This is a genomic window from Pseudomonas sp. JUb42, from assembly GCF_024807945.1.
Taxonomy (GTDB): domain Bacteria; phylum Pseudomonadota; class Gammaproteobacteria; order Pseudomonadales; family Pseudomonadaceae; genus Aquipseudomonas.
Genome location: NZ_JANUFD010000031.1, coordinates 1 through 12,885, shown reverse-complemented (window position 1 = coordinate 12,885; position 12,885 = coordinate 1). Strand labels below are relative to the sequence as shown.

Below are 12,885 nucleotides of genomic sequence, written 5' to 3'. Positions count from 1 at the left end.
CTCCTACCCGTGCTCTAGGGCACGTCGGCTTATCAGCTTGCCATTCACCCCTCTCACCTATGACTTTAACTCTTCTTGCAGACACAAGCGGCTTTCAGCCGCGAGAATGGCCTCCCGGCTCAAGCCGGTCCTACGGATGTAAAGCGGGCCAACGGCGGCCTGGCCTGATTGCCTCAGGCCCGCGCCGGTTCGGCCGGCGCCACCACTTCATCGGCCTTCGCCGCAAAGCGATTGGCCCGGCCGAAAGTGCCGAAATCATTGAAGCGTACGCCCATCTGCGCCATGACCCGATGCGCCACGGGCGCGGTCATCTGGCGGATATAAAAGGGCTCCTTGACCACGAAGTGATGGATGCCGTGGGTGCTGCCGAAGTTGAAGCAGAACGCCTGCAACGGCCACATCCACCAGGGGTTGAGCACCTGGGTCTGCTGAATCACGTTGCCCGCTTCCAGATCGCCGTAGTAATGCATGTTCGAGCTGACGAAATGCAGGCAGAAGGTGCGCAGCACATTCGGTCCGACCAGCACGACCACGGCGATATCGATCACCGGCATCACCGCCAGGGTTGTCGCTGACCACTCAACCGACGAGCCCAGCAGCGCGGCAATCCCGTTGGCCGCGTGAAAGCCGAGAAACACGTACCAACTGCCCCAATTGAGCAGCGCCAGCGGCGCATAGACCTTCAACGTGCGCTTGAGGATGCTGAATTTGTGCGCCCAGGTTTTCGCCCGCAGCATGCGGATCAGCGATGACATGACGTTATCGCCGACCATCAACAGCCGGGCAATGCCCCACGGTTCGCCATTGGTAATGGCACGCTCTTCCATATCCGCTTCAGTGCCGGAGACCTTGTGGTGATTGAGGTGCAGATGGCGGCGAATCCACGGGTTGATCGTGCTCGGTCGCGCCAGCCAGACCAGGGCCAGCATCAGATTGTGCGCAATGCGTTGTTTGCGAAAATACATGCTGTGGATCAGGTCATGTTCCAGCTCATGGGTCAGGGAGGCGAAGAAGGCATTAAGCAGCAGGCACACCCACCAGGCCATGTAACCCGCAAGATAGAGCCCTGCACTGAGCAGCATGCCGCCCAGGGCGAAGGCCAGGATGCCGACGCCGATAGCGTCCTGATGGCGCAGGATCGGGTAGCGCGCACGCAACTCGTCGCCCCTGGCGCCCACCACCGCGCGAATATGCGCTGATCGCTGCTGTGCATTCAGTCTCGCGGGGCTTGCAGAAGGTGCGTGCATGCTTACATCCTCTATCATGACGGTAAGTGAAGAGGACCTCACTGTGCATGAGCCCACTCCCTGCGCGCCCTGCCGAGTACGCCAATCTGTTGACCGCAGGCGCCAATGATCATGACTGAGCCCAGTATTCTCGCCAGTTGGACTCGCGCCTTGTGCAAACAGATCAATGCGCTGGGGCTGGACAGCATCGCGCTGTGCCAGGCTGCGGGACTAGACCCACAATTGATGGACGATCCCGACGCACGCTATCCGGTCAGCACCAGTACGCGCCTTTGGCATCTGGCCGTGGCTGCCAGCGGCAATCCGGCGCTGGGCCTGCGCGTATCGCGCTTCGTCAGCCCGACCACCTTCCATGCATTGGGATATGCCCTGGTCGCCAGCGCCTCGTTGCGCGAAGTGTTCGAACGCATCGTGCGCTATCACCCGGTGGTCAGCGACGCCCTGACCCTGGAGTTCAAGCGGGTCGATGATCGTTATGAATTCCGCTTCAACGCTCCGCCCGACGGGCCCGTACCGGCCTTCGAAGCGCTGGACGCCTTTGCCGCCATCTACGTGCGCACCTGCCGCAACCGTCTGGGCCGCAGTTACGCCCCCCTGGCCGTGCACCTGCAACGCCCCGCGCCGCAAGACCCGCAACCGTGGCAGGAAGTATTCCGCGCCCCGCTGTACTTCGACGCGGCCGAGAATCTCCTGGAGTTTGCCTGCGCCGACTTCGACAGCCACCTGGACGACAGCAACCCGCAACTGGCCGAGCACAACGAAACCGTGCTCAACCGCACCCTGGAACAACTGCAGCCCCTGACCTGGGAACGCCGCGTTCGCTCAGTGATCGAGGCGCAACTGCCCGAAGGCGAACCCACCGCCGAGCGCGTCGCCCAAGCCCTGCACCTGAGCCTGCGCAGCCTGCAACGCCACCTGGCCGACGAAGGCTGCCGCTTCGACCTGCTGCTCAACCAGTGCCGCCAGAACCTGGCACTGCAACACATGCGCGACCCGCGCAGCTCACTGAGCGAAATCGCCTACCTGCTGGGCTTTGCCGACACCAGCAGCTTCAGCCGCGCGTTCAAACGCTGGACCGGGATGACGCCGAGTCAGTATCGCGATGGCATGGGCAGCTGAGCGCTCAAGATATTGACCGCACAAACTTCGCCCCGGCCATCTCCCGCAGCCGGTTGATATTCAGAATCTGCAACTGCTCCTGACGCAGATAAACCACCTTGCGCTCATGCAGGGTTTGCAGGATCTGCGGCAGTTCAGGATCGCTCAGAGCGAGGTCTTCGTACGGGATCAAACGGCGCGAATGATTGAGTTCGCCATAGCCTTCGCTGAGCAATAGCAGGCGGCGGGCGATGCGGGTACGGGGCGGCAGACGCGCCAGCTCGTCAGCACGCAGCAACGCCAGGCCGAGTTTTTGGCTGAGCAGTTCGGCGAAGGGCCGCCAGTAGTGGGGACATTGCTCGAGCAGCGTCAGCAGGGTCGTCTGAGACACCTGCAACAGAATGCTTTGCCCTGTGGAATACAGGTCCTGAGTGCGCGGCAGGCCGTCGAACAGCGAAACCTCGCCGAACCAGTAAGGCAACGAGGCCTCATCAAAGTGGCCAGCTGGATACTGCTCATCGACTGTACCCACGCGCAATGTGCCTTCGACCAGGATATACAGGCCGCAAGGTGCATCGCCCCGGGCGAACAGCAGCTTGCCTGGCGTGATCCGCCGCTGCCGCGCTGCCGCCAGCAAGGCGTCCTGTAAACCGGCCGGCAAGGCGCCAAACCAACTATCGTTAAGCAGACGCGAACGCCATCCCGCTCCATTTGTCATGTGTTGCTCCCTTTTGTTGCAGGTTTTGTCATTTTCAGCCGATCCATCCCGACAGACTCTGCGGCATGATCAGCATTCACCCAGAGGCATAAAAATGAAAAACCTCGTCGATCATCTCAGTCAATACGCGGCTTACCACCGTGACACCCGCAATATCGCCAGCCACTTCATCGGCATCCCGCTGATTGTCGTCGCCGTGGCGGTGCTGTTGTCGCGTCCCGGCTGGGCGGTGGGCGGGCTTTGGCTCTCGCCTGCCCTGCTGGTAAGCCTGGCCAGTGTCGTATTCTACCTGCGTCTGGATCGCGGGTTCGGTGTGTTGATGGCCGTTTTGCTTGGCCTGTGTGTTTGGGCCGGGGCGAGCCTGGCACAGCAATCGACACTGACTTGGCTCGGTACCGGGGTCGGCCTGTTCGTGATTGGCTGGATCATCCAGTTCATCGGCCACTATTGGGAAGGCCGCAAACCCGCCTTTGTCGACGATGTCACAGGGCTGATCATCGGTCCGCTGTTCGTTGTGGCCGAGCTGGCATTTTTGCTGGGGCTGCGCAAAACCTTGCAACACGCCATTGAAGAGCGGGCGGGGCCGACGGGGAGGCATGAGCGCAAGGCTGCGGTTTGATAACCGAATCCAATATCTGGAAACAATTGTGGGAGCGGATTTATCCGCGAAGGGGCCGGTACAGACGACGCGGTTCATCGGCTGTAATGCCCTATTCGCGAATGAATTCGCTCCCACAGAATTCGCGTCTACCTGAAGCGAAATCTTAGATATTGGCAACCTTCTGCCAAACCTTGGGTTTGAAGAACAGCGTCTCGCCCTTGGCCAGGCCGGTCAGGCTGTCGTGATCCTTCACCACTTCGGCCTCGATCAGATCGTTCTGGCCTTCGACCTTCAAGGTCACCCGCGTTGTCGCGCCCAGCGGGCGGATGTCGCGGACTTCTGCCGGGTGGTGATCCTCCAGTTCATGGCGCGACAGCGACACTTCGTGGGGGCGGAACAGGACGTGGTTGTCTTCACCCAGGTGCAGGCGGTTAGAGTCGCCGAGGAAGTGATAGACGAAATCACTGGCCGGGTTCTCGTAGACCTCGCCCGGTGAGCCGATCTGCTCGATCACGCCCTTGTTCATCACCACGATGCGGTCCGCCACTTCCATGGCTTCTTCCTGGTCGTGGGTCACGAATACCGAGGTCAGGTTGATATCTTCGTGCAGGCGCGCCAGCCAGCGGCGCAGTTCCTTGCGCACCTTGGCGTCGAGGGCGCCGAAAGGTTCGTCGAGCAGCAGTACCTTGGGCTCCACCGCCAGGGCGCGGGCCAGGGCGATACGCTGACGCTGACCGCCGGACAGTTGCTCCGGATAGCGATCAGACAACCAGTCCAGCTGCACCATGTTCAGCAACTCGTGAACCTTGGCGGCGATCTGGGTTTCGTTGGGACGCTGGCCCTTGGGCTTCATGCGCAGGCCGAACGCCACGTTGTCGAACACCGTCATGTGGCGGAACAGCGCGTAATGCTGGAACACGAACCCGACGTTGCGATCACGCACATCGTGGCCGGAGACGTCTTCACCGTGGAAGACGATGCTGCCCTGATCGGGGGTTTCCAGACCGGCAATAATGCGCAACAAGGTGGTCTTGCCGCAGCCGGACGGGCCGAGCAAAGCCACCAGCTCGCCACTCTGGATATCCAGACTGATGCTGTTGAGGGCCTTGAAGGCGTTGAAGTTCTTGCTGACGTTACGGACTTCGATCGACATGATTATTCCTCCGCCGCACTTTGGCGCAGACGGTTAATACGCGCTTCGCTCCACTGCTTGAGCAGCAGGATGAACAGCGCCAGGATCAGCAACAGGCTCGCCACAGCAAAGGCGGCAACGTGGTTGTATTCGTTGTAGAGGATTTCAACGTGCAACGGCAGGGTATTGGTCACACCACGAATGTGCCCGGACACCACCGACACCGCACCGAATTCCCCCATGGCCCGGGCGGTACAGAGCACCACGCCGTAGATCAGGCCCCATTTGATGTTCGGCACCGTGACGTGCCAGAACATCTGCCAGCCATTGGCGCCGAGCAAGCGTGCCGCTTCTTCCTCCTGAGTGCCCTGCTCCTGCATCAGCGGGATCAGCTCGCGGGCAACGAAAGGCACGGTGACGAAAATGGTCGCCAGGACGATGCCCGGCAGGGCGAAGACGATCTGGATATCGTGATCCTGCAACCACGGCCCGAATACGCCACGGGCGCCGAACATCAGCACGTAGACCAGACCGGCAATGACCGGCGAGACCGAAAACGGCAGGTCGATCAGGGTGACCAGAAAGCTTTTGCCACGGAACGAGTATTTGCTCACGCACCAGGCAGCGGCAACCCCGAACACCACGTTGAGCGGCACGGAAATCACCACCGCCAGCACGGTCAACTTGAGCGCTGACAAGGCATCGGGTTCGAGGATCGCGGTAAAGAAGCCGCCCAGACCGTTCTTCAGGCCCTGGGACACCACGATAAACAGCGGCAACAGCAGAAACAGCGCGAACACCAGCCAGCCGAGGCCGATCAGGATGCGCCGGTAGACTGCGTTGCCACGACGGGCCGCATTGGCTGAAGCCGCGGCAGAAAGCGTTGAATTGGACATGCTCGTACGCTCCTCAGGCCGGGGTTTCGATGCGGCGCTGCAACAGGTTGATCAGCAGCAGCAGAATGAAAGACACCACCAGCATCATCACACCAATGGCCGTGGCCCCGGCGTAGTCGTACTGGTCGAGTTTGACCATGATCAGCAACGGCAGGATTTCGGTCTTCATCGGCATGTTGCCGGCAATGAAAATCACCGAACCGTACTCACCGACACCCCGGGCAAAGGCCAGAGCAAAACCGGTCAGCCAGGCGGGCAGCAATGCTGGCGCGAGGATGTAACGGAAAACCTGCAATGGCCGCGCGCCGAGACAGGCCGCAGCCTCTTCGACTTCACGGGGAATGTCCGCCAGCACCGGCTGCACCGTACGCACCACAAACGGCATGGTGACAAAAGTCAGCGCCAGGGTGATACCCAAGGGCGTGTAGGCGATCTTGAAACCCAGGTCTGCAGCAAACTGCCCGACCATGCCATTGGGTGCATACAACGCAGTCAGGGCAATACCCGCCACGGCGGTCGGCAGGGCGAACGGCAGGTCGATCATTGCATCGATGATCTTGCGTCCGGGGAAGGTATAGCGCACCAGCACCCAGGCCAGCAGCGTACCGATGATGCCGTTGATGATGGCGGCATAGAACGCGGTGAGGAAACTCAGCTTCAACGCCGCCAGCACGCGAGGTGCGGTGACGATGGTCCAGAACTGCGCCCAGCTCAGTTGCGAGGCGTGGATGAACATGACAGCCAGGGGTATCAGCACAATCAGACTGAGGTACACCAGGGTGTAACCCAGCGTCAGCCCGAAGCCGGGTATGACGGGGGATATGCGTCGTGACATACGAGTCCTTGGTTCAATGTACTGTAGGAGCTGCCGAAGGCTGCGATAGGATTCAAGACCTGTTCGCAGCCTTCGGCAGCTCCTACAAGAGTGTCGCGTGTTCAGTTAGTGAGCAGGTGCCACCATCCAATTACTGCGGAATATAGATCTGGTCGAAGATCCCGCCGTCATTGAAGAATTTCGGTTGGGCAGTTTTCCAGCCGCCGAAGTCCTTGTCGATAGTCAGCAGGTTCAATTTAGGGAACTGCTTTTCATATTTCGCAGCGACCTCAGTGTCACGCGGGCGATAGAAGTTCTTCGCAGCGATTTCCTGGCCTTCCTTGCTGTACAGGTGTTTCAGGTATTCGGTGGCGATTTCGGTGGTGCCATGCTTCTCGGCGTTCTTCTCCACAACCGCGACAGGCGGCTCGGCCAGAATCGACAGGGAAGGTACGACGATATCGAACTTGTCAGCGCCACCGTCTTCTTTCAGTGCCAGGAAGGCTTCGTTTTCCCACGCCAGCAGCACATCACCCTGACCGTTGTTGACGAAGGTGATGGTCGAACCGCGGGCGCCAGTGTCCAGCACAGGTACGTGTTTGAACAGTTTGCTGATGTACTCGTTGGCTTTCTTTTCGTCGCCGTTATTGGACTTCAGGCCATAGCCATAGGCCGCCAGGAAGTTCCAGCGCGCCCCGCCCGAAGTTTTCGGGTTAGGCGTGATGACCGACACGCCATCCTTGATCAGGTCGCCCCAGTCGTGAATGCCCTTGGGGTTGCCCTTGCGCACCAGGAACACGATGGTCGAGGTGTACGGGGTGCTGGCGTCCGGCAGCTTGGTCTGCCAGTTTTCCGGAATGGTCTTGCCCAGCTTGGCGATTTCGTCGATGTCACCGGCCAGGGCCAGGGTCACCACGTCGGCAGGCGAACCGTCGATCACCGAACGGCCCTGCTTGCCCGAACCACCGTGAGACTGGTTGATCTTGACCGTGTCGCCCGGGTGGGACTTCTTCCAGAAGCTGGTGAATTCAGCGTTGTAGTCCTGATACAGCTCACGAGTCGGATCGTAGGAGACGTTGAGCAGCGTGTAATCTTTGGCGACAGCGGAACCAGCAAAGACCGCAAGGGTGAGTGCGGCCAGCGCATAACGGCGGATGGTCATGAATGAAGCTCCTGGGGAATTCGGTGTTGGCGTTATATTTTTTAGTTTTAACCGGTCTTGTTTGCCGGGTTTTGCAGACGGAATTTTTCTTTGCGTTCGATCTGGACGACTTGGGCGTTATGCACGGTGATTTCCACCGCGCCGAAGCGCAGGTCACGTAGCGCACTCTGAATTTCTCGCAGAATGGCTGCTTCGTCCTGGCCGTCAACGCTACGTAGAGATGCGCTCATGATCATGCTCCTTCGAATAGAGAGGCCCGCAGTGGCGATTCAAGGCAACTGCTTGTGGCGTGAAGGCAATCTTAGAGAGACGCGGATATTCTTAAAAATACTATTTAAGAATGCAGATAGAACTGAAAGGCATTAAAAGCCGATAGAGGACCAGCCTGATTATTTTTGTGGCGCCGGCTTTAGCCGGGAAGACCATTGAACGGCCCGTAAGAGCGGCTTTAGCCGCGAGATTACCTTCTCGGCTAAAGGCGGCCCCACCAAGGGTGTTCAATCCGATCCAGATGGGACGGGCCGGCTCAAATCACCGGCTGGCGAAAGTCCGGTGCGCGCAGCCAGTCGATCTGCTCGGCAGGCATAGGCCGGGCGAACCAATAGCCCTGGCCCAGCTCACAGCCGTTGGCCAGCAGGAAACCGGCTTGATCGGCGTGCTCGATGCCCTCGGCCAACACGTTCATGCCCATGCTCTGGGCCAGGGCGATGATCACCCGCACAATGGCGATGTCATCTTCATCGCTGGGCAACCCGGCGACAAAGCCCTGATCGATCTTGAGCTTCTGCACGGGCATGCGCTTGAGCCGCAGCAACGAGGAATAGCCGGTGCCGAAGTCGTCGATGGCCAGGCTGATGCCCAGCTCGCGCAGGCGATGCAACTGCTCGATGGCCTGCTCAGGGTCTTCCATGACCGCACTTTCAGTCACTTCCAGTTCCAGATAGGCCGGATCCAGGCCTGTTTCACGCAGCACCTCGGCCACTTGGCGATCCAGATCACCACGACTGAACAGACGGCTGGACACGTTCACCGCAACGAACGATACCTCCACACCTGCCGCCAGCCAGGCACACATTTGCCGACAGGCGGTATTCAACACCCAACCATCGATTTCGCCGATAAGACCGCTCTGCTCGGCAATCGGGATGAATTCGCCCGGCGACACCATGCCTCGCTCCGGGTGTTGCCAGCGCACCAGCGCCTCGACCCCGAGAATCCGGCTGCTCTCCAGGTCATGCACCGGCTGATAGAACACCCGCAGTTCATGACGATCGATGGCCCGGCGCAGTTCGCTGGCCAGTTCGACCCGCTGCTGGGCATGGGCGGTCAGTTCTTCGGTATATAAGGCATAGCCTTCGCGGCCGTCGCTCTTGGCCTTGAACAGCGCCGAATCGGCGTTGCGCAGCAATTGCTCGGCGCTCTGGGCATCGCTGGGGAACAGGCTGATACCGACGCTGGCACTGATAAACAAAGGATGGCTGTCGAGGACGAAGGGCTCTTTCATGGCATCGAGCACCCGTTGCGCCAGACCGGCGGCCTGCATCACCTGCTGGCAGTTCTCCTGCAACAGGGCGAACTCGTCACCCCCCAGGCGTGCCAGGGTCATGCCGCTGTCGAACAGGCCCTGCAGGCGCTCGGCCACAGCCTTGAGCACCTGGTCGCCAACGTTATGGCCCAGGCTGTCGTTGATGTTCTTGAAGTGGTCCAGGTCGATCAGCAGCAAGGCACAACCGCGCTTGCTGCTACCGGCGTACGTCAGCGCCTGGGCCGCACGGTCGGTAAATAGCAGGCGATTGGGCAGGCCGGTCAGCGGGTCGTAGTGGGCCAGCTGTTGCAGCTCCTGCTCGGAGCGCTTGATTGCAGTGAGGTCAGAGAACACTGCAACAAAATGACTGGTCTGCCCGGCGTCGTCACAGACGCGGCGGATATTTTGCCATTGCGGGTAAATTTCCCCACTTTTACGACGATTCCAGATCTCGCCGCTCCAATGGCCTTTCTCCATCAGCGCCTCATACATCACGCGGTAGAACTGCGCGTCGTGGCGGCCAGACTTGAAGCGGTTCGGCCGGTCACCCAGCACTTCTTCACGCTGATAACCGGTAATCGCCATAAAGGCGCGGTTGACGTGCACAATCAGCCCCTGCTCGTCGGTGACCAGCACGCCTTCCTGCGTGCTATCGAATACAGCGGTGGCGACACGCACGCGCTCATGATCCAGGCGCTGCGTGCTCAGGCGCGCGCCGACCCCCATGAACTTGAGCAAATGAGCCCGCGCGATGTAGATCATCACGGCACTGATCGCCACCCAGAAATACCCGGCCAGGAGCTGCCAGCGCTGCAATTGCACCGGGTCCGGGATCAGGTCAGGTAACAGAAGGTCGCAAAGCCCCAGCCATAGAACGGATAAAACCCCGTAGACAAGGGCCGCTCGCAGAGCATCACGTGAAGAATCAGACATAAGAATGCGAAAAACCTTACGAAATTGCGGGATTATAGAGTAAGAAACATCCTGCGACTCTTATCTAAATACGCGACTGGTTTTATCCGTCGACTCAGAGATAATGCGTTGCAGATTTTTTCATAAAAAATCCTTCATCCCGCGTCATCTTCGAGGGCAACACAGCCTATGTGGTACAACGGTTTGCTTGACCTTTCCGTCTGGCAGTTAGTGGCAATCACTCTGGTGATGACTCACGTCACCATCATCAGCGTCACGATTTACCTGCATCGCTATTCGGCTCACCGCGCTCTGGAACTCAACGCGGGCCTGAAGCACTTTTTCCGTTTCTGGTTGTGGCTGACCACTGGCCAGAACACCCGCGAGTGGACAGCGATCCACCGCAAGCACCACGCCAAATGCGAAACCGTCGATGACCCGCACAGCCCGGTTATCAAAGGGCTGTCCACTGTACTGCGCAAAGGTGCAGAACTGTACCGCGCAGAAGCAGAAAATCCCGAGACACTGCGTATTTATGGCAAAAACTGCCCGGATGACTGGATCGAGCGCAAGCTGTACACGCCTTATCCATTGCTCGGCATAGCCTTCATGGCGGTGATCGACCTGCTGCTGTTCGGCGCCCTGGGCATGACCGTATGGGCCGTGCAGATGATGTGGATTCCGTTCTGGGCTGCCGGGGTCATCAATGGCCTGGGCCACGCCGTCGGCTATCGCAACTTCGAATGCCGCGACGCGGCGACCAACCTGATCCCCTGGGGCATCGTGGTTGGCGGCGAAGAGCTGCACAACAATCACCACACCTACCCCAATTCGGCCAAGCTCTCGGTCAAGGCCTGGGAATTCGACATGGGCTGGGCCTGGATCAAGGTGCTCAGCGCGCTGCGTCTGGCCAAGGTCGCCCGCGTCGCACCGATTGCCCACCGGGTTGCCGGCAAGGGCCATCTGGACATGGACACCGCCATGGCGATCCTCAACAACCGTTTCCAGATCATGGCCCAGTACCGCAAGCTGGTCATCGCGCCGCTGGTGGGTCAGGAGCTGGCCAAGGCCGATGCCTCGGTACGCCACCAGTTCCACCGTGCCAAGCGCCTGCTGTCCCGTGAGACCAGCCTGCTGGATGACGGCCACCATCAGCGCATTCAGGGCATGCTCGAGCACAGCCAGGCCCTCAAGGTGATCTACGAAAAACGCCTGGCCCTGCAACAGATCTGGGTCAAGACCAGCAGCAACGGCCACGACATGCTCGCGGCAATCAAGGAATGGGTCCACGAAGCCGAGGCCAGTGGTATCCAGTCCCTGCGCGAGTTCGCCGACCAGCTCAAGACCTACTCGCTGCGCCCCGCTACCGCCTGATGCCGTTGATCGGCGCGCCCCGTCCGTGGGCGCGCCCGCTGGAACTTCACCCCCTGCAACCGATCAGAATATGACCCACACTCAAGTGGGTCTTGCTGTGGCTGTGCGCCGCACTTCTGACGAGCGCAGAGCCGTGAACAATCTTATGACGCTTCCCACGACCCCACTGATCGACACCCCTGGCGCCGCCGAAACGCTGATTGCGCTGATGCACGCCCAGGCCGAAGTCGCCCGTTTGAGTGAACGCGAACAGCTGTTCAGCTCGCTGCTGGTCAGCGTCAACGCCGTGCTGTGGGCGTTCGACTGGGAAACACGCAAGATGGTCTACGTCAGCCCCGCTTATGAGCGTATCTTCGGCCGTTCCGCCGGCCTGCTGCTGGCCGACTACAGCGAATGGCGCGACAGCATCTACCCCGACGACCTGAACTACGCCGAACGCAGCCTCAACGATGTTATCGAGAAAGGCGCCATCGAAGACCGTGAGTACCGGATCATCCGCGCCGACGGCGAAGTGCGCTGGCTCAGCGACAAGTGCTTTGTCAGCCACCAGGCCGAGGCCGGGCACCGCCTGATCGTGGTCGGTATAGCGGAAGATATCACCGAGAAAAAACAGCTCGAAGATGAGCTGCAACGCTTGGCCACGACCGATGTGCTGACCCAAAGCAGCAACCGCCGCCACTTCTTCGAATGCGCCCAGCGTGAATTCGAGCAGGCCCGTTTGAATGGCACGCCGCTGTCGTTTCTGTTGCTGGATATCGATGACTTCAAGCTGATCAACGACACCTACGGCCACCAGGAAGGCGACGTGGTGCTGCAACGCCTGGCCGAAAGCGCCCGCTCGACGCTGCGCCGGGGCGATCTGTTCGGGCGCATCGGTGGCGAGGAGTTCGCCGCAGTCTTCCCCGGCTGCGCTCCGGAAATGGCCATGCAGATAGCCGAGCGGTTGCAACGGGAAATCCAGCGTTTGAGCTTCCAGCATCAGGACATCAGCTTCAGCATCACCGCCAGCCAGGGCCTGACCAACCTGGGCAGCGCCGACACCAATCTGGAAACCCTCTACGCCCGCGCCGATGCCGGTATGTACCAGGCCAAACGCCAGGGCAAGAATCAGATTGTGTTGGTTTGATCGAGTGACCGAAGGGTAATGTCGGAGCCAGCTTGCCGGCTCACAAAATCTCATTCCAACTCAAATACTCACGGCCCAAACACAAAACTCGTGGGAGCGTGGCTTGCCCGCGAAGAGGCCGGTGCAACCGCAGCATCCTCTCCGGATGAAAAAAAGCATTCGCGGGCAAGCCTCGCTCCCACAACATCTCATTCCAATTCAAATAAACGCAGCACAATACAAATCCCGTGGGAGCGTGGCTTGCCCGCGAAGAGGCCGGTGCAACCGCAGCATCCTCTCC

General features: G+C 60.0%; 12 protein-coding genes. 4 read left to right on the top strand and 8 right to left on the bottom strand.

The features are described 5' to 3' along the window. Nucleotides 1–173: 173 nt before the first annotated feature. Nucleotides 174–1,247, bottom strand: a complete 1,074-nt coding sequence (locus M2401_RS34175; RefSeq protein ID WP_259111467.1) for a fatty acid desaturase — start codon at nucleotides 1,245–1,247, stop codon at nucleotides 174–176. A gap of 111 nt (nucleotides 1,248–1,358) precedes the next feature. Here M2401_RS34175 and M2401_RS34170 point away from each other — a divergent pair, with 111 nt between their 5' ends. Then, complete coding sequence (locus tag M2401_RS34170) at nucleotides 1,359–2,366, top strand: AraC family transcriptional regulator (RefSeq protein WP_259111464.1); 1,008 nt, start codon at nucleotides 1,359–1,361, stop codon at nucleotides 2,364–2,366. A 4-nt stretch (nucleotides 2,367–2,370) separates the two neighbouring features. Here M2401_RS34170 and M2401_RS34165 read toward each other — a convergent pair whose 3' ends face one another. After that, entirely contained in the window at nucleotides 2,371–3,063 is a 693-nt protein-coding gene (locus M2401_RS34165; RefSeq protein ID WP_259111462.1) for a Crp/Fnr family transcriptional regulator, read from the bottom strand. Nucleotides 3,064–3,157: 94 nt separating this feature from the next. Here M2401_RS34165 and M2401_RS34160 point away from each other — a divergent pair, with 94 nt between their 5' ends. Further along, nucleotides 3,158–3,682, top strand: coding sequence for a DUF962 domain-containing protein (locus M2401_RS34160; RefSeq protein ID WP_259111459.1), 525 nt, complete (start codon nucleotides 3,158–3,160; stop codon nucleotides 3,680–3,682). A gap of 145 nt (nucleotides 3,683–3,827) precedes the next feature. Here the strand turns inward: M2401_RS34160 and M2401_RS34155 are convergent, their stop codons facing one another. The 6 genes from M2401_RS34155 to dibA all read right to left on the bottom strand — a co-directional run bounded on the left by M2401_RS34155 (nucleotide 3,828) and on the right by dibA (nucleotide 10,126). After that, nucleotides 3,828–4,817 (bottom strand): sulfate/molybdate ABC transporter ATP-binding protein, encoded by a 990-nt coding sequence (locus M2401_RS34155; protein WP_259111457.1) that lies wholly within the window; start codon nucleotides 4,815–4,817, stop codon nucleotides 3,828–3,830. A 2-nt stretch (nucleotides 4,818–4,819) separates the two neighbouring features. Then, nucleotides 4,820–5,692 (bottom strand): sulfate ABC transporter permease subunit CysW, encoded by an 873-nt coding sequence (gene cysW / locus M2401_RS34150; protein WP_259111453.1) that lies wholly within the window; start codon nucleotides 5,690–5,692, stop codon nucleotides 4,820–4,822. A gap of 13 nt (nucleotides 5,693–5,705) precedes the next feature. After that, nucleotides 5,706–6,527, bottom strand: coding sequence for a sulfate ABC transporter permease subunit CysT (gene cysT, locus M2401_RS34145; RefSeq protein ID WP_259111450.1), 822 nt, complete (start codon nucleotides 6,525–6,527; stop codon nucleotides 5,706–5,708). A gap of 130 nt (nucleotides 6,528–6,657) precedes the next feature. Next, on the bottom strand, nucleotides 6,658–7,668 hold the full coding sequence (locus M2401_RS34140) for a sulfate ABC transporter substrate-binding protein (protein ID WP_259111447.1): 1,011 nt from the start codon (nucleotides 7,666–7,668) through the stop codon (nucleotides 6,658–6,660). 47 nt (nucleotides 7,669–7,715) lie between these two features. Further along, nucleotides 7,716–7,898, bottom strand: coding sequence for a sulfur starvation response protein OscA (gene oscA, locus M2401_RS34135; protein WP_259111445.1), 183 nt, complete (start codon nucleotides 7,896–7,898; stop codon nucleotides 7,716–7,718). 296 nt (nucleotides 7,899–8,194) lie between these two features. Continuing rightward, on the bottom strand, nucleotides 8,195–10,126 hold the full coding sequence (dibA, locus tag M2401_RS34130; RefSeq protein ID WP_259111441.1) for a phosphodiesterase DibA: 1,932 nt from the start codon (nucleotides 10,124–10,126) through the stop codon (nucleotides 8,195–8,197). 168 nt (nucleotides 10,127–10,294) lie between these two features. Here dibA and desA point away from each other — a divergent pair, with 168 nt between their 5' ends. Then, complete coding sequence (gene desA, locus M2401_RS34125) at nucleotides 10,295–11,479, top strand: delta-9 fatty acid desaturase DesA (RefSeq protein WP_259111440.1); 1,185 nt, start codon at nucleotides 10,295–10,297, stop codon at nucleotides 11,477–11,479. Nucleotides 11,480–11,624: 145 nt separating this feature from the next. After that, a complete protein-coding gene (locus tag M2401_RS34120; RefSeq protein ID WP_259111438.1) occupies nucleotides 11,625–12,605 on the top strand; it encodes a sensor domain-containing diguanylate cyclase in 981 nt (326 codons plus the stop codon). The last annotated feature ends 280 nt before the right edge of the window (nucleotides 12,606–12,885 follow it).

Excerpts from the sequence above, each read along its gene's own strand:
- M2401_RS34175 (WP_259111467.1), bottom strand. The coding sequence starts at position 1,247 with ATGCACGCACCTTCTGCAAGCCCCGCGAGACTGAATGCACAGCAGCGA.
- cysW (WP_259111453.1), bottom strand. The coding sequence starts at position 5,692 with ATGTCCAATTCAACGCTTTCTGCCGCGGCTTCAGCCAATGCGGCCCGT.
- M2401_RS34160 (WP_259111459.1), top strand. The coding sequence starts at position 3,158 with ATGAAAAACCTCGTCGATCATCTCAGTCAATACGCGGCTTACCACCGT.
- M2401_RS34120 (WP_259111438.1), top strand. The coding sequence starts at position 11,625 with ATGACGCTTCCCACGACCCCACTGATCGACACCCCTGGCGCCGCCGAA.
- M2401_RS34140 (WP_259111447.1), bottom strand. The coding sequence starts at position 7,668 with ATGACCATCCGCCGTTATGCGCTGGCCGCACTCACCCTTGCGGTCTTT.
- oscA (WP_259111445.1), bottom strand. The coding sequence starts at position 7,898 with ATGAGCGCATCTCTACGTAGCGTTGACGGCCAGGACGAAGCAGCCATT.
- cysT (WP_259111450.1), bottom strand. The coding sequence starts at position 6,527 with ATGTCACGACGCATATCCCCCGTCATACCCGGCTTCGGGCTGACGCTG.
- M2401_RS34165 (WP_259111462.1), bottom strand. The coding sequence starts at position 3,063 with ATGACAAATGGAGCGGGATGGCGTTCGCGTCTGCTTAACGATAGTTGG.
- M2401_RS34170 (WP_259111464.1), top strand. The coding sequence starts at position 1,359 with ATGACTGAGCCCAGTATTCTCGCCAGTTGGACTCGCGCCTTGTGCAAA.
- desA (WP_259111440.1), top strand. The coding sequence starts at position 10,295 with ATGTGGTACAACGGTTTGCTTGACCTTTCCGTCTGGCAGTTAGTGGCA.
- M2401_RS34155 (WP_259111457.1), bottom strand. The coding sequence starts at position 4,817 with ATGTCGATCGAAGTCCGTAACGTCAGCAAGAACTTCAACGCCTTCAAG.
- dibA (WP_259111441.1), bottom strand. The coding sequence starts at position 10,126 with ATGTCTGATTCTTCACGTGATGCTCTGCGAGCGGCCCTTGTCTACGGG.